Source organism: Bacillus cereus group sp. MYBK15-3, assembly GCF_051916765.1.
Lineage (GTDB): Bacteria > Bacillota > Bacilli > Bacillales > Bacillaceae_G > Bacillus_A > Bacillus_A cereus.
Window position 1 is genome coordinate 116858 of the sequence record NZ_JBQAHG010000006.1, and the last position, 17777, is coordinate 134634.

Genomic DNA, 17777 nt, shown 5'->3' on the forward strand with positions numbered 1-17777 from the left:
ATAAGGACAAGCACTCTTTCGGGAGTGCTTTTTGATATGCTTGGTTAGATGATAGAAAGTGTACTGAAAGAGACTATAACTACTTGAAAGTGATAATACATAGGAGGTGGTTAAACCAATCTTGCAGGGAGCAAGATACAGACTCATCAAGAACAAGCATGGAAGGTGGGTATTGACAATTGAATATAGAAAGCAAGCGGAAACAGGTAAAGCCGTCTAGTACACTGAAGTCTTGCGTGGTTAAAGTGTTAGCAACTACGGTACTGCTCGGGTCGTTACTACCTACGTATGGAGCGCATGTCTACGCAGAGCCGGATAAAAACGGGGATGCAGGTAAGCAACAAAACGTAGGTAATGAGGTAAAAAAGGATGACGACAAAGATGGTACGAAAACGCCAGAAGGTAAAGGTAATAATAACGTTTTCGACACAGCCAATCAATCGTATGTTGAGCCTTTTAAGAAAGCCACGGGGTATAAACTTGGGATGCAGTATGCGGTAACGTATAACATTTTAAGTAGCCAGTACGGTGATGGTTCTAAGTATAGCGGACTTTTCCGTGGGGATAAGAGTTCTGTGTCCGGGTCTTGGTCAGAAACGTTTGCACTACCACAGGGTAATAGTGATTTAGCAGTCAGTAAATTCGGGGGTAAGAATTTATATGACGAGGTTACAAGTGGCGGTGTAAGGGATGGTTCTTTTGAAGAACACGATAAGAATCAAGATACGGGTAATGACAAATCGAAAGAGTTGGAAAAGTTAGCAGAACCACTTGCGGATAAGATGGCAGAGCGTTATGCATCTGTTATTAACTACTACTTAGGGGCTAGCGAGTCTTACATGACACAAGCATCTGAAATAGATGGTTGGGGTTGGACTTCTGACCAACGTGGTATGAAGGTTAAGTGGTACGATATGGGTTCTCGAGGTAGCAACCATGCGGAAGGTAAGTACGAGAAGAAGCTAAAAGAGGTTATTAAACCGAAATTAGTGGAAGACCTTAAGAACATAACCAAAAAAGAGGACATCGTAAAGCCGAACGGTGCAGGGTTAACGCTTGAGAAGGTTGTAGGTGGTAAAGGGTATATTGAGGCTTTCCGTGAAAAGAACACCGATAAGTCTGTAAAGAAAGGCTATAAAGGCTTAGGGGGTCAAGGTTGGTATAACCCTCGTGATAAGAGGTATTTATACACGGTAGAAGTCGGTGATATGTCCAAGGAGAAAACGAAAAGCGAGATTGATAGCTACGTTCGATTTATTTCCGAGCCTACACATGGTACAACGCAGGGTGCGAATTACCGAGCGGACTTAGGTAAAAAGTTTACCGAGGCTTCCCAAGAAGCTTATGACAGGCTCAATAAGAGTGACTTAGATAAGTACCTTAAAGTGCTTGCAGAAAAAGCGAAAGATGGGGATAAGTTTAAAGAGCAAACGGGCGATTACAGTGTTATGGGTTGGATGCCGCTTGTTGTAGGTTATCAAAAAACCGATATCACAGAATCAAACGGAGAGGCTTGGTATGATGCGAGTGGAGGCTACTTAAAGGCAATCGAGAAATTCGATGGTAGTAAACTATCTGGTACGTCGTTGCAAACGAAATCGGGCAGTCCACGTGCGGTAAGGCTTTATGACTTGTATGCAAATAAGAAAATTTCACCAGTCTTTATTTATAATACTGAGAAATATAAAAATAAGGCAGTAAGTGTGCAAGCAGGTAAGGCAGGTCGTTTCTCGGATAGCTCACCGGGTGAATACATCGGGGCGAAAGGCTCATCTGAGTTCAATCTAACGTGGAACGTTATTGATATGGTGTCTAATGCTGAAAAGCCAACGTTCGAGGTGGCAAAGCCGGAAAAAGGCAACTGGTATGGCGAGGGGTTAATGAAAGCAATTACAGCTAACCCTGGAGAAATCAAGAACCTGAAAACGGAGTCTGACGATACAGTCGGTATTGATAACTACGGTAACGTTATTGTAGGGAATACAGGGGCTGTGTTGATTCCGTATTGGCAAAACTACTTGTTCCTTGGAAAACTGGGAGATAAGTCGTCTTCTTACGTTTCTTCACCGATTTATAACAACAAAGGGGCATCGAAAATCAAAGATGCACTGAAAGATTACTTAGGTGAAGCAGGTGGATTCTCTTCATTAGAGAAGAAAGCAAACGTAGATAAAGTAGATGCATCTTTACGTGATAAGGTAAAAGCGGTACAAAGCGCATTACCGGATGGCGGTCAAATCAGTTTTGAAAAAATGAACGAGTTTATGCAAGGTAAAACACTTGATAACAACCAAGATACGATTCGTGCGTTAGCGATGCTTATTACCGCTGATACATCGGATGCAGTAAAGAGTTGGAACGGTAAGTTTATAGAAGATGCTGAGAAATCTAAGGAGCTTTACATGGACTTAGGTACTGGCGGATTCAATACTTCTGGGACTTCTTCTGATGGCACGGCTGATAAAAACAAGTGGGATGCCGCATCTCTTATCCAACGTATCGGAATGTTACTAGATATCGGTTTCTATGAGTTAATCCGATTGACGCTAGCAAGTTGGGTTGTTAGTTTGTACAACTCATCATTCATCGGGTATTCCATTAATGCTATTTTCCATACGTCTACAATCGCAGATACGGCGATGTGGGGAGATATAATGGGTTCAATTTCGCTGCTGCTTATTGGATTTATGTCCGTGTACATGATATTCATGGCGTTCAAGGTGTTTAGAAGAACGATGACGGCTAAAGATTTTGCGAAGCAGTTTGTGTTGGTGACTCTCATTATTTTAATACCTGCAATGGTGTATAGTCCGTTAATCAAATATGCAATTAACGAACCTGCAAATGTAGTTATTGGGAAGCAGCTACGTCAAACTTCTCTATTAGATACATGGCTTGCAATGGAGACAAAAGAGCGTAAACGTGATGAAATGTATGTGAAATTATTTGGCGGTACTGACCAATTGCGGGATAGAAGCCAAGATTACATCGTATATTTCTACACAACAAAGCATCGTCACGGTTTCGATATTGATACAGTGAAGGATGAAGAGTTAACGCTTAAGGATAAACTTAGCAAGCAGGTTGTAAATGATGGGGGTACTTGGAATAAGAAAGACTTGGTTAAAGTAGGTATTAGTATTTTCGACTTGTTTGATTGGGCTGAGGCTCGATATAACAAGAAAACCGAAGATAAATTATTTAACTGGGTCGAAACGAACAAGAATAAAAAAGGTGAGTATAACGGTGTAGGTGGCTATACGGAGTATCATATTGATACAAGCTCTAAATTTGGAAAACAGGCTGAGACAAACGGAATTAAGAATGCAAAAGGTATCGATATTACCGCTTCTGAGTTGTATTTACGTATCGTAAATAATACGAAGGATAAAGGGGTACTTGATAGCTTAAACGGTCTATATAAGGTGGCAAGCGCTCTTAGAGACCCTGTGCAGGGAAGTCCAATTACCGAAGAAGAACGTGAAGCGTTACTTCGTGACCTGTCTATGACAAAGGCGAGCAGACATGCAGCGTATGGTATGGAAGGGAATCCATTCTCTCCAAAAGCTGAGAAGTTAATGAATGAAAACGGAATTAACAAATCCGAAGAGGATATGTTAGGTATCGGGTCATTGGTTAATGAATTAGCACCTTACCGAGATATGCAGACAACAACGCTCGATAGGGATATTTACAATGTAAACCGTGAGTTACTTAACGATTACATGACTACGTATTCTATCGTTCGCGATAACATGAATAACCCTGCGGGGTCGTTCAAAGATGCGGAAATCCGTATGATAACACTGTCTGAGTTCTTTAAAGTCAACGGCGTTCTAGACTTGCATGGCTTCCCACGTAACTACGAGGGACAAACAATTTCGTTTGATAGTTATGTACGTATGGCGTTTGTACCGATGTATTTCTTCGACTTAGAGAATCAAGACATTGATAATGTAGCACAGTATCTATCATTACGTGAGAATCCGTTAGTGTTATTTGTATTCTTAGTGGCGTTATTCGCATTGCTTGTGTTCGGTATGACGTACCTTGTAGTGTTCTACTTCGGTATGATGCTAGTTATGGTTATCGCATTTGTGAAAAACTATGTGATTCGATTCAATCGTGATAATAAAGCATGGCTTGGGGCGCTCGTCATAATCGGAACATTCGGGTTAGCGAAACTAGGGTTATTGAGTTTATGGTATGCGATGACGTACTTCATGAACTACTCAACAGCTAAGGCTGAAGGGTTAACGTACCCATACACACTTATCCATTCGTTAATCATTTCGGTTTATATCTTTATTGTTATGAAGTTTGTCTTTATGAAGCTGTTTAAAGCGGTTATTAAAGATAAAGGAAATTTAGGTGGAGAAATATTCTCAAATGGTATTAATAGAATGGCAGGTAACTTACGTGGTCGTTTCGGTGGAGCTACAAGAGGTGTTTCTCATGGCGCAATGAGAGCTGCAGGAGGTTTAGGTAGTGCAATTAAGCGTACGCTTGGGCGTGAAGGAGCTGCGGGTAAACTTGCGGGTGCAGGTTTAAGTAAGCTAGGGGGTAAAAGTCTTGGCTTAGGTAAGCGTTTAGGAAGACGTACAGCGGGGGCATTATTTGGTAAGTCGTTGTCTAAAATGAATATCGTTGGGGCAAGAGATACAATTGTCAAAAAGCTGCAGGATGCAGGTTCAAGCTTGAAAACTGGGTTTAACGATAGCAAGGCAGGAAGACTACTTAAATATATGACCGGGGCTGATGGTGGAGCGTTTACGGCTGTTATGCAAGATTACTATAATATCGATGAAAACGAGTCAGATGTGTCTGGAGGTAAACAGAAAGAGGCAGGAGTTATTGCTTCTGGTGGCGCAAGCTATACAACAGTAGCGCTCGATACGGTAGAACAGGCACAGAAGATGGTGGATTATCTACAATCCCAAGGAGTTAAGGCAGTACAAGATATGTCTACGGTTTCATTCGATACAACGGGTCTAAATTTACAAAAAGCAGGCGTACGTAAAGGACTATTTAAAGGGTTACTGGATAGCACAGTAGATGAGCTTGAAAATCTACCAAAACCAAAAGATGTTTACGGATTAACGTCATTGAATTACAGTACGTATACAGATGACAACGGTCGTAAAATAGATGGATACAAAGTAGATTTAGGTCAGGATGGGTTATCTAATGAGTCATTCTCAAATCTTGTAAACTCTCAATACTTCCAAGATAACTTCAAAGTGTTAAAAGTACCGCAACGTGATGCACAAGGTAATTATTTACCGGGTACGGCTGAGTTAGAGTACATCGGTAAGCGTAACGGTAAAAAAGCAATGAAGAAGTTATTTAAAGAAGATGCTAGAATCCGTGAGGAGAATGGAGTAGAGGAGCGTAAAACTAGTAAACTATCTACTGGTTTAGAGGTGGGTGAAGGCTCACAAGATTTACTTAACGAAATAGATAATTTACTTGTTCAAGGAATGAAACGTCAAAACGGAAGAATCCTTTACGATAACCGAAATAAATACCACCGAAAAGCGATAGAGGAGATTAGAGATACGGCGTTATCTGGTTTCAATGAGATTCGTGAGAATAACGTAGATATGGCACAGAAATTAAGTGCTTATGTCGTAGATGGCGACAACCACGGATTTAACACAGGACACTTCTCAACGCAATCTGAGGGTTCTGACGCTATGTTTGAGCGCTTAGGTGTAGAAGCCGATACACATTTCGATAAAGTATTTACGGGAGCAGGTAACAGTGCTGCTGAAAATAAAGGGGTACTAGAGGGGTTACTGTCTCTTATCAATTTAGATGGGCAAGATATTGGGGAGTTTGCTAGAGCGAAGGCAGAGCTTACACAACGAGCAAATGAGCGCATCCTTACTGATGAGTCTGGGGCTGCGGATTATGCAAAAGGTGTGGCGAGTCTTACAACTTATGCTACAAAAGTAGGTTTACAAGGTGATTTCACTTCATTAGAAGATGAGTATGTACAACTAAACGAGGCAAGAGAAAACAACACGGTTAGTGATGATACGTACAATCGCAAAGCAAAAGAAATATTTGAAGCTATGCAGAGTGTAATGGAGACTACGGGTCACCTAGAAGGATTTGCTTCTGATAAGTTAGGAAGCTCAGTAAGTTCTAATGATAGAGATGCGTTAACTAAGTTTAGAGGGGTTAAAGAACATCTTGTTACAGATAAGCATGTAGATGCGGATATGTTAACAAAGGTTGATATCAGTCGCTTAGGGGAGTTAGAAAGCATCCTCGGACAAATTAAAGATATCAAAGCGAACCAAGATGGAGTACTTACAATCTTATCTAGAGGAAACGGTGTTAGCCAAAAAGGTATTGAGAATATCTTAAGGAGATATGGCAACATAAGCTGAAATTAAGTAAGGAAGTTCGAAAGCGAACTTCCTTATTTTTTATGTTTAGGCGATAGTAGGTAAACAAGATAGGTACATCGGTTAGGAGTTGATACATTGGGATTTTTTGATGACAAAGAGAAGATGTTTGTACCGTTAAGTATCGATAACGTAGACACGGAGAGGAATAGCTACTTCGCTTCTAATAAGAAGATGGTGGGTGTGTTCTTCGCTATCCTACCTTATGTCGGACTTCTATCTATATTTATGAAGCTAGGGGCAGGGATAATTCCTATTGTGGTTATGACAGGGATTTACTTGTTTATCTTTTCATTCTTCATTAGGTATTGGGTGTTTGAGGAAGTACGGCTAAGGAAGATGGTACAGGAAAAGGATGACAACGTAATAAGCGGTGTCAGTCATTTCTGGGGAACTGATAAAGTAGGTAGTGGCGAGCGTGATGACGGGTTGATTTACTACCAACGTGAGGGCGCAAAGCTAAAACGAGGGTTAGTGGTTTACTTTGATAGACGCTCAAATGTTGGAGTACCAGAAGGTCATTATGAGCAGTACCGTAAAACAAAGAATGAATTTTTACGGGAATTGTATACAAGAGGTATGGACTTTCAGTGGTACGAGGTACAAAGAAAGCCTGAAATGTCTAAGACACTCACACGTTATGCAGATATTTTAAATGATGAGCCACGAGAAGCAATGAGAATGTTGGCTAAACTTCAGTTAAATATCAACTCCATGTACACGATGGATGCGGAGCAGCGGTACGTAGACTATATTGTGGTCACAAATACTAGATTCGTAACTATGAAACGATTTAAGAAGATGCTAAACGATATCCTAACTTTAACGTTAAAGTCAAACGGGTACTTGGGGGATGTAAAAATCTGCAGCAAGGAAGAAGTAGATAAATTCTACGAGACAATTTATATGCTAAATTCCTTTAATAGTAGTTACATTCGTAAGTCGGTTGACATGCAACCGTTTAACAAGTTTGCGAAGCTTAAACGTCTTATTGGTGAAGATGGTCAAGCAATACCGATTGAACTTCTTGATGAGTTAGAGCTTTCAACTGGCGGTAAATCTCTTGAGGAGATTAGCCAAGCCGAAGAAAGAAAAGAGAAAGCTATTGAAAATGTACGTCTTAAGCAGTATAAGAACGAGCTTGAGACTGCGAAGAAAATTCGAATGTCTAACGAAATTACAACGGATGAGTACGATAAATTGGTTGCTGAGATTGAGTATAAATACAGTCCTGACAACTATGAGCCTGACTTGGATAAGAAAAAGCGTGAACAGGCACGGGCAGATGAACTAGAGAAACGCCAAAGAATAAAAGAAGAGCGTGAGGCTCTCAAAAAAGAAGATGTACCTGATAAAAATTGGCATCAACATAAACAAGGTATGGAAGTAGTAGTGGTTAAAGATACAGAACCGAATAAAGTCGATAATCCGGATGTTTTTGGCGATTACGATGATGACGATGAAGATTTGGAGTCATTCAATAAATAATGGGCAAGCCTTCGGGCTTGCTTTCATTTTAGGAGGATGGAATATGTGGGTTTTATTAGGTGGAAGGTTAGCGAAATCTATTGCAAATGAGGTGAGCAAGGTTTCGGGAGAGATGATAACTGGAGTGGAGTATGTAGATGATGTTTTATTTACACTAGAAACAAGAGGTAAGGATGCGTTTACTGAGGTAAAGGGTTTCATTGTATTGGATACGTCATTATCGACTCTTAAGAACTGGGATGTGGTGCGGAAATTGGCTAAGGAACATATGAATAAGCCAGTGCATGTGGTGAGTCGATTCCCAGAGCTTACACCAAGTTCTGATAGTTTTGGTTCGAATGTGGTTGTAGAAGCGACAAATAAGGTGACTGTGGATGGGTTGGCATATTTAATGCAGGCTGATGCAGCGCAGGTGTCTTAAAAATACATACATCGGTAGATACGAAGCAAAAAGACGAACATAGGAGTGAAGATGATGAAGAATTTCGGTATTGTAGCAGGATTACAGAGTGAGGCGTTAGCAAGTCAGATGGTATCTGAGTATCCAGATATTGAATTTACAAAGGCTTGGGGAGACTTAAGAGAGTTAAAGAACGATGTGGCTAAAGGAGACCGTGAGGCGCTTGGTGATATCGAGGGAATTCTGGTACTTGATTGGGGGATGACTAACCCAGATACGGAGGATGAGTTCTCTCATATTGTATTCGTTCAGAATATGTTTAACGCTAAGAAGTTTTTCGGGACATATCTCTTCTTCTGTACAAAACGAGTAGATTTATACAAACGATTAGACCAACATTTCATGGAGATGCCGGATGCGAAATACGATGGGACAAAGATTGATTTAGTGCATGAATATGAGATTGATAAACTTTATAAATTACTATCCTTCCCGTATGCGGTACTGCAAAAAGGAGCAAAAGAGTTAGATATCCGTAGGGAGGAACAACGTAAAGCTGCGCAGACCATTCTAGATACAAGACGATTCTATACGTTAATGGGACGCAAAGAGGAAATTAACTCACAACAACGTAGGTTAGATGCAGAGGAGCGAGTAATTGATGCGGAGCTGCTGAAGTTTACGCAGGAACGCTTAGACAGAAACTTAGATATGTCGGCTAGGGACTTTGATGCAGGTGTGAAGAAGCACCCAGAGGCAGTGTTGCTAGAGCCAGAAGAGATTGAAGAGGTTGTGAAACAAGAGATAGAGCCTAAGAAAAAACGAAACTTATTCTTTAGGTAAGTAGGAAGATGTGTAAGAAAAAGAAATGAGGGGTGAGACCGTGGCTATTTACGGGTTAGTGGCAGGTAAAAATTCGGATGCGTATGCAAATGCGTTAACAAAAGCAAACACAATGTTGGAGTTTCCTAAGACTTGGAGAACAACAGTTGATTTGAAAGATAGTTTATTGCGTGGCGGCGGGATGTCTATTAGTAATTATAATGCTGTGTTAGTGCTTGATTCTGGTTTCCGTAATGGTGAAGATGCACAGGTTATGGCTGAGGACTTTGTAGCGCTGCAGGATGTGTTTCAATCACAGTCTATTCACGGTACAAAACTGTATTTAATTACAAAGAATAGTAATTTATATCGAATGCTTGAGGGTTCGGTAAACGGCGTAAGCGGTACGTATTACGATGACGTTGAAATCTTTGTCACGAAGAGGGATGTCAAATCTAAGATGATTGTGGATACCTTGCAGGGTGCGCATGATGGTAAGGGGTTATATAACCGTGAGGCTAAGAAAGTCAGTCGTGAGGAGCGGTTAGAAAAAGAAAGTGAAGAGTTTATTGAAGATGCTAGAAGTGTAAGTAAAGAAGTCCTGCAGTACGGGGTAGATACACCGGTTAGTGAATTGTCGGATAACGATTACATTGATAGCGATAAAAATCAGCGCCAAGTGGAAGTGGAAAAGAGAATGGCTGCTGAGAGGGAAAAGGTGAAAGAACGTCAACGTAAAGAGTTAGAGCGGTTAAACGAGAAGGAAAAGAAGCAGATTGAGGCAGCGAAGGGTAGAAAAAACCCGGCGTTAAACCGATTAGGTCTATCGAAAGAGGATAAAGAGTTCTTAGAAAAGGAAAAAGGAACGCAATCTATCGACTTAGGTAAACCTGAGGTGCAGGTGCAAGAGCCAAACGTTCCCACATACCGTCCACAAACGCCGACTGAGGGTCAGAAAGGTGAGGTAGGTAAATCAATCCACATTTCAAATAAAGACGTCCGTGTGGGCGTTCCTAGCGCCCAGAGGTTGCGAGAACTATTTCAAACGGCAGTAAAAAGTGATTCGTATATCTCTGAGGATAAATTAGCTTCGGATGAGGGGATTATTTCGTTCATTGGGGCTAACAACTCTGGGTGTTCGGGGTTAGTGGCAAATGTGGCAGATATGTACGCTATGGTGGGTCGTAAAGTGTTAGTGGTTGATTTAGATATTAACAAACGTACGCAAACCTTATATTTTAAAAACTACGAGAGGGCGGTACGTGAACATAAGGGGATTAGTAGTTCTCTATTAAAGGTGGCGCAGGGCGGTGAGATTGAAAACGCTGCGGTTTCTGTAACATCTCGAGTAGATGTACTGAGTGTATCTCGTGACGATGTAGTGGACGAGGCATGGGCGGATACAGTTGGGGCAGAGTTAGGTACGTTCCTAGCGGATGCGAAGGAAGTCTATGATGTGGTGTTAATTGATATCCCGTTACGAAATTTAGGGTACTACTCAAGGTATCTAGGTATTGTAGATAAGAATGTATTTGTAGTAGAAAATACGATGCTTGCAATTGAGGACTTTTTTGCAATTACATTGGCTAAATTTTATAGCAAAGATAAGTTGATGTTAGGGGAGTTAATTAGTAAATCGTCGGTTATCTTGAACAAATATAAGCGTGGACGTAGAGATGAAGAAGGGTACGAGTTAACGCACAAACAAGTGAAGAAGATGCTTGAGAGTGCAGGGAGTCCGTACGATAAAATGATGGTAGCAGGAGAGATTCCGTACTACGAAAACTGGGAAGAGCAGTTCTTTACAGGTGTGCGGTATATTTGGAAGGATGATATCGCCTTACGTGTCTTTAAAAGTATCTTTACAAAAGCAATAGTGTAGGAGGGGTTTCCGTTGGAGGTAGCTGAGAAACAAGTAAACAAAGGTTATTTTCCGGATAATGAGCCAATATGGTTATTTACAGATAAACTAGTAATCAAGCAGGAAATCGAGGACGGGTTAAACCGTCCTGTTATGCTGATTCGTACGCCGGATGACTTCGTAATGAAGTTAGATGATGTACGGAGTGGAGGTAATGCGTATGCTTCGGTTATCCTTACAGACTCTATGCCACCGGATATTGTGGCTAACTTTTCAACGTTAGTAAGAGCCTTAAAGACGTTAAAAGGAATCAGAGTCGTTGAAGTAGGTATCGATAAGGTGTTTGAGGATGCCAAAAGGTTTGGTACAATCCGGGCGATGTTAAAGTTTGCACAAGAGGACAGACGAGAAGGGCAGATTCGTAACTTAGATACAACAGATACAACAAAAGACCTTATCCTGGGGTTAGAGGTTGATTTAAACGCCGCAAAAGGAAAAATAGCTAAATTAGAGGAAGAAAAAGCTGAGGTAGTGGCTAAGGATAAAGAGAAGCTGCAGCTTCTTATGGATATGAAGGGTCAAATTGAGAATGAGTTGATGCCTGACCTCGAGAAGTATAAAGAGGAGTGTGTGGCATTAACGGAGAAAGTAAAGAAATTGGAGTTAGACCTAGACATTGAGGTAGAGAAGACCAACCACTATGTGCGAGAAAAAGACGCTATATTGCGTGAAAAACAAGAGTTAGAATTTAAGCTAAAAGGTCAGGAACGGTACTATGCGGGCAAGGATGAAGAACGTAAGAGGTTAGAGAAGAAACTTGAAGGGTTCAAGCGAGACCTTGCAAAATTAGAGGAAGAAAAGTTGCAGATTATACGTAGTCGAGTAGACGAGGAAGTATACGCAATGAATGTAAAAGAGTTAGATGCAGCAAGGGAAAGTATACGAGACTTAGAGGAAAAACTTACGGATGTACAAATAGAGTTATCTAGCAAGTCTATAGAGATTAGCAAGAAAAACAGTGAAATTGCTGAGTTACGTAAGGGCAGTGACGTACTGAGTGAGGTGGGAGTCTCCATGTTGTTAGATAACTGTACGCTTGAACGCACAGATGTGGTGTACATTAAAGTATTTAACGAGCTGCCGTACCACAGATTAGCAATTAAGATGCTGTTTGATATGTTATCGGAACGAGTACATGGGTTAAGTCACCTTATGATATTAAAGGTAGATGAGGGGTTAGATAACAAGTATTTCAAAGGAGTACCGATTGTAGGTCAGATAGGTGATGTGAAGCCTGAGGATAGGGTATTTCGTCTATTCCCAAGTCGCTCTATGTTTACAGGTTACGAGAGATTCTCACGTAATGTAGATTTACTGGTTGTTGTGGATTATACGCAGAACGATAACTACTACGTGAAATCAAACGCCAGAGAGACCTACATAACAATGGTTCAGCGTTCTCGATACGTCCGTGAATTTGGGTTAAAGGGTATACCGTTGTCGTTAGATGATGATTCTATTTTCGATATTAAGTGGGATAGTCGAATTGTGAGTTCTAGCGTACAAGAAAATCGTCATGGAACATTAAGAATAAAAGTAGAAGATTGGATAAACAGATTAGGTTATGCAGGAAGGTAAGAAGGGTTAAATTAACCCTTCTTTTTCTTTATAAAAGGGAAGCTTCCATTGACTAAAATATAATAAAATGGTATATTAATAATATAGAAAAGCGCAGGAGGTTGTTGCAAATATGGGAAGACAACAAAGCGAAGGGTATGTGATGGGTCATATACGCATGCAGACTGCAGCGGGTTGGTACATCGGGAGTATCGAGTTCTTAAACGGTGAGGCATCTCCTTGGGATAAAGATGAGTTTAGCTGTTATTATCCAAACGAAAGTAAGTTACAGCAGGACTATCCAAGGTCTATGAGTATGGAAGAAGCGTTTAACAGAGCTGAAAGAATAGGAAAATATAAACCAGAATAGGTGGAGATTGATATGAGTAAATACGAGGGAATGACACTAATTAGTTTTGAAGAGGCAGTGAGCCGTTTTAACAATAATGAAGAGGTGTTTCACGTATATGGAGACGGTACAGAAGGTCTATGTGAAAGCCTAGAAGATATGAAAGAACACCATGAACGTGGGGGAGAATTTGGTCACGAGTAAAAATGAGGGCAGCGGAAACGTTGCTCTTTTTTAGGAGGTGTGTAGTTTGGTAGTGAAGGATACTGGATTTGTAGCATATAATTTCCATCACCGCGATGCGTTAGATTACGTGGTTAGTGAGCTGAAAAAGAGAGGGTATCGGGTTGAGAATATGTGGGATACGAGTAATGTACCTCTTTTTGATGTTTTAGTAGATGGAGAAATCAGGTTACAGGTATTTGGGGCTTCTTCTTTGGGAGGTTCATATGCTTTTTCTATCAAAGCAAGCAGACGTGGGAAGTTCGCAGGGTTGGAGGAAAAGTATAAATTATATTTTGAAAACGGGGATATTCGAAAGCTCTATAGGTTAACGTGTGACATTATGGTGTTTGTAGGAGAATGCAAAGGGGAATGTCAGACATGGTTAGTGGATTCACATGTTTTCTCAGATACAGTTAAGTTGATTCGATTCGTGAAGAGTATAAAAGGGAAGTATAAAGAGAACTATGAGGATTGGGATTTGATTGAACGTAGGAAGGTAAGGTAGTGGTTACGGTAACCACTACCTTTTTATTTGATAAGAATGAGGGACATTTCAGCTACATGTGTTGGTAGACTAAGACTATAACGTAATTACGAGGTGATTGTGAGGTGACTGATTTGTTCGTAACTTCTGAAGAACTAAGGTATATGTATGAAGTAAAGAAGATGTCAGACATAGAGATTGCGGTTATTTGTAAAAAGGATAGAACATGGGTAGCGAGGGTAAGGGAGATATATGGGATTCCTACCAGAACTACAATACATGATATTGCAGTTGAGTATGTAACCAAAGAGTTAGCAAAGATGGGACATGCTGTTAAGAATGTTAAGGATACCAATAAATCCAATCATTACGATTTACTAATAGATGATAAAATCAGAGTACAAGTGATGGGTGCGAATTGGTACGCCACAGGATTTCGATATATGTTTACAGTAAGTGGTAAGGATAAAACGATTTTAGAAGATGGGGTACGGATGTTGCTGCCAAACGGTAGGATTCGGAAACTATACAGTAAAACATGCGATAGTATTGTGTTTGTAGGTGTCAAAGAAGATGAGTTTCATGTGTGGGTTATGCCATCTAGCGATTTGAGGGATACCCAGCAGTCTATCAAGTTACCTATAAGCAGTAAAAGTAGATATAGTAAGTATTATAAAGAATGGTCAAATATAAAAGGATAAATATAAAAGGATAAATATAGAGGTGGGTGTCTATGGAATTAACAGAGGAGACATTGGTCGATATGTATATACGTAAAGGTATGGCTGCAAGCGAAATTGAAACATATTTCGGGTTAAAGAGGAACCATGTATTTCGTAAAATGAAGAAGTATAATATTGAACCCCGGGTGACTACACATGATTCAGCAGTGGATTACATGATGTCAGAATTAAGTGATAGAGGATTTGTCGCAACAAATGTGAGAAGCGAAGACAGTTCTTGTGAGTTCGATATTCTCTTAGATGGGAAAACAAGGATACAGGTACTCAGTGCAAGTAAAATTGACCTGCATGGAGCGTTCAGATTTGCCTTATCTGAGAGTAACAGAACGGGTAAATACCCGCAAAAACAAAATAAGTTGCTTCTCAGGAACGGTAGAATTCGCAAAATATATCGTAAAACTTGCGAATATTTAATAGTTGTCGGGATGGATGCCGGGCAGAAGTATATTTGGGTTATCCCGTCAAATGAGGTTAGTGATACATTGCAAACATTACGCACACCTACATCTGAGGTAAGTAAATACAATAAGTACTACGAAGATTGGAATCGATTACGAGTACATTAATAGAGTACAAAGAAGATGGTGTATAAGGATGCGTAAATTCGTGTCCTTATTTTTTATGAGCTGCAGGGGCTGTATATAGGGCTACAGTAATGGTAGGTGATAGTAATCTATCTTGAGGCGGGTTAGATAGCGACAGCGCTTCGGATAGTGGCTTAAAAGGTGGTAATTATTTTATTTATGATAGTAAGGTTTGCAATTTATAAAAATACTAAGATTTGAGTAAACGAAATAGTAGTGTACTAAGATAGTAACTATAGGAAATATATAGTAATTAAATACAGGTGGTTTGGGAGGTAAGCACATGCTATACGGTATAGACGTAGTAAATGCGGTTATTGGAGTTACAAAAATGTTGTCAGTTTCAGCAGTTGCAGTGGCATCGATGGTACTTATTTGTATTTATATTTATGGGGTAACAGAATCAACGTTTATGGTGGTGACAAAGGCAGTGTTACTGCTTATTTCGGGGCTTATTTATGTAGCAATTCCTAATGACATTCTTGAGGTGGTGTTGCGTACAAACTTTGGAAGTCCGACAGTGACGGTTATTGCTTGGGGATTCGTTACTTTGATTGTTGGTATTTTAGGTTTTGGTCTAGTGAGAAGGTACAAAGGGATGATGTGGGTAAAGCCGAATGACACGGATTGTGCTGCAAATAATTGAAATAAGAAAAAGTTGGAAATTAAACTATAAGACTGTAGAACTTATGGATTTGCCATCCTAATTTCTTATGAGTTATCACCTTTTGGATTATGCGAGAAAAGACACTTTGTAAGAGGGGTGTCTTTTTCTTATGTATTGTTGAATATTTAATTATACTGTATTATAGATAAGGACATGATTTATACCTAAACTCTACTACCTAGAATAGTTTCGTTTGTAAGTTCTGATTGAGGTGTGCAAGCGAGATGAATAAAGTTACTTGGATATATTCTGAGTAACTTTTTCTTTGTTTTGATAACGATGGGGCAGTGGGAAGAGGCTAGATACTGTATAGTTATAGTTGTAAGGCAAACAAAAAGCACTTACAGGCGATACTTTCACTTTTGTAAAAGTACTTGTCGGTCTTAATTTCTTTATGATTCAAATAATCAAGGTATACCAACTTGACGGTTTGGATGATATTCCCTAATTCCCCTTTTGGAAGAGGTACTCGTTGTAGTACCTCTTTTGTGTGGTTACGGGTATAATAAGACCTAGTTTGGGTTAAAGGAGAGGTAAGTATGGGTGCAAGTGAAGCAATAAAAGCAGCTATTCAATACGCTGAGTGTAAAATCAAAACAGATAACAGTTTCTACGAGAATGGATATCGTGAAGGACTGCGTATGATTCAAACAGAAGCGGATGTCGTGACAGAAACGTACGATGTGTTGCCACAAATTATTGTAGAGTGTCGTGACGCATTTGATGCGTGGGATGATGCAAAAGAGGCTAAGGAAGATGAAAATGATGTGAATTATCTGCAAGGAAAGTTCGAGGCAGTTCAGTCATTTTTAAATAAATTTAACTACTGGTTAAAGGGTCAAGATTTCGATACCATCGTAAAACATAGCGTGAATGAGTACATTCATTTGATTCCGGATGCTACAAAAGAATTAGATGTGAGGGAGAGATTCCTGCAGGCTCTTACAATGTATAAGTTAGATATGTATGATGTAGGTGAAGATGGGAAGGTAGTCGCAGTACGTGTAAAGACAGAGGGAAAAGAGCAAGAAGTGCTAACCGTGGATGAGTTCCAGCGTAGGTTTAAGTTTGACCACTTAGAGGAAGATTTTCCTGAGGATTGCAAGGCGTAGAATGCTTTGATTTCTAAGGTTCACTGTGGTACACTGAATGAAATAGCGAAGGTGGATTCGCTTCATTTCTCATAGTAAATAACATCAAAATTCTTCGAGGTAGAAAAGGTTCTCTACACGCTTACGAAAGTAAGTTACCAGAGATGTGGGATACGCCGCCCCACCGAAGAAGGAAGGAAGTTCTCTATAGCCGTAGAGAACTTCTTTTTTGTTTTTAGTTGTGCTTAATGTAAGGAACTGGTAAAATACCTGTAGGGATTGCAAATTCCCAAAAAACTCCTTAATTCTTCAAAATATATTAATATAAAAGTCTTTGTTATAGGGCTTTTGGAAAGCTTCTCACGGAAATGGGGAGCTTTTGTTTTTGATAACAACTAAACAGACTTTATTTAAATATAGTGGTATAGTTATATTGTGAAGGCGGAAACCTTCATGTTGTCTTTATAATCTAATGTGGATTATGTCTGTCATAGAACATGGTCGGTATTAGGTTCTTGTATTTCCTACGACATAAGATGTATGTATTTGGTCACCTAACTTTGGGTGACCTCTTTTTTTTTGATAACAACATGGCAGGAAATATACATACAGGATTGTATAATGAAAGTAAGTTGTATATTTGATTTGTGGGGTTCGCATCTCAGCAATGCGCATAAATAACAAAGTAGCTAACCACTAACCAAATTAAATGAAATGCGAACCTTACAATGTGAAAGTAACCGAGTGTGGGATATTTACCAACTATAATTGAACGTACAATGGTTATTAATACAACTACAAACTGGTCGAGGGTTACACCTCCTTCGTTGTGTAACTTCATTCAGCACAATGAAAAAAGAAAGGCATCTTCTCCGAGGTGCTTTTTCTTTTGGAAACATATAAGGGCAGTGAAAGTTTAAATAAGAATAGAACTGTATGGCGGTAATGCAAAACTCATGTGTTGCTCCAACGTGAAAGGGTGTTGGCTTATGTCAGCATCCTTTTTTCGTTCGGATAGATAAATATAAGG

General features: G+C 39.8%; 13 protein-coding genes. All 13 read left to right on the forward strand.

All coding sequences use genetic code 11. The features are described 5' to 3' along the window. Positions 1–179: 179 nt before the first annotated feature. On the forward strand, positions 180–6398 hold the full coding sequence (locus ACTFR8_RS22715) for a hypothetical protein (protein ID WP_440028040.1): 6219 nt from the start codon (positions 180–182) through the stop codon (positions 6396–6398). 96 nt (positions 6399–6494) lie between these two features. Next, positions 6495–7904 (forward strand): hypothetical protein, encoded by a 1410-nt coding sequence (locus ACTFR8_RS22720; RefSeq protein WP_440028043.1) that lies wholly within the window; start codon positions 6495–6497, stop codon positions 7902–7904. Positions 7905–7947: 43 nt separating this feature from the next. After that, complete coding sequence (locus ACTFR8_RS22725) at positions 7948–8325, forward strand: hypothetical protein (protein WP_440028045.1); 378 nt, start codon at positions 7948–7950, stop codon at positions 8323–8325. A gap of 54 nt (positions 8326–8379) precedes the next feature. Next, positions 8380–9147, forward strand: coding sequence for a hypothetical protein (locus ACTFR8_RS22730; protein WP_221660322.1), 768 nt, complete (start codon positions 8380–8382; stop codon positions 9145–9147). 40 nt (positions 9148–9187) lie between these two features. Next, entirely contained in the window at positions 9188–11008 is a 1821-nt protein-coding gene (locus tag ACTFR8_RS22735) for a hypothetical protein (protein WP_221660323.1), read from the forward strand. A 12-nt stretch (positions 11009–11020) separates the two neighbouring features. Further along, complete coding sequence (locus ACTFR8_RS22740) at positions 11021–12625, forward strand: hypothetical protein (RefSeq protein ID WP_440028047.1); 1605 nt, start codon at positions 11021–11023, stop codon at positions 12623–12625. Between the two features lie 112 nt (positions 12626–12737). Continuing rightward, entirely contained in the window at positions 12738–12974 is a 237-nt protein-coding gene (locus ACTFR8_RS22745; protein ID WP_221660325.1) for a hypothetical protein, read from the forward strand. Between the two features lie 12 nt (positions 12975–12986). Then, complete coding sequence (locus ACTFR8_RS22750) at positions 12987–13157, forward strand: hypothetical protein (protein WP_440028050.1); 171 nt, start codon at positions 12987–12989, stop codon at positions 13155–13157. 46 nt (positions 13158–13203) lie between these two features. After that, complete coding sequence (locus ACTFR8_RS22755; RefSeq protein ID WP_440028053.1) at positions 13204–13683, forward strand: hypothetical protein; 480 nt, start codon at positions 13204–13206, stop codon at positions 13681–13683. A gap of 104 nt (positions 13684–13787) precedes the next feature. After that, positions 13788–14363: a hypothetical protein gene (locus ACTFR8_RS22760; RefSeq protein WP_440028056.1), complete on the forward strand. Its 576-nt coding sequence runs from the start codon at positions 13788–13790 to the stop codon at positions 14361–14363. A gap of 32 nt (positions 14364–14395) precedes the next feature. After that, positions 14396–14971 carry a hypothetical protein gene (locus ACTFR8_RS22765; RefSeq protein ID WP_440028059.1) on the forward strand — a complete coding sequence of 192 codons (576 nt, stop codon included), beginning with the start codon at positions 14396–14398 and terminating at the stop codon, positions 14969–14971. Positions 14972–15272: 301 nt separating this feature from the next. Next, positions 15273–15635 (forward strand): hypothetical protein, encoded by a 363-nt coding sequence (locus ACTFR8_RS22770; protein ID WP_440028062.1) that lies wholly within the window; start codon positions 15273–15275, stop codon positions 15633–15635. 560 nt (positions 15636–16195) lie between these two features. After that, positions 16196–16768, forward strand: coding sequence for a hypothetical protein (locus ACTFR8_RS22775; protein ID WP_221660330.1), 573 nt, complete (start codon positions 16196–16198; stop codon positions 16766–16768). Positions 16769–17777: the final 1009 nt, after the last annotated feature.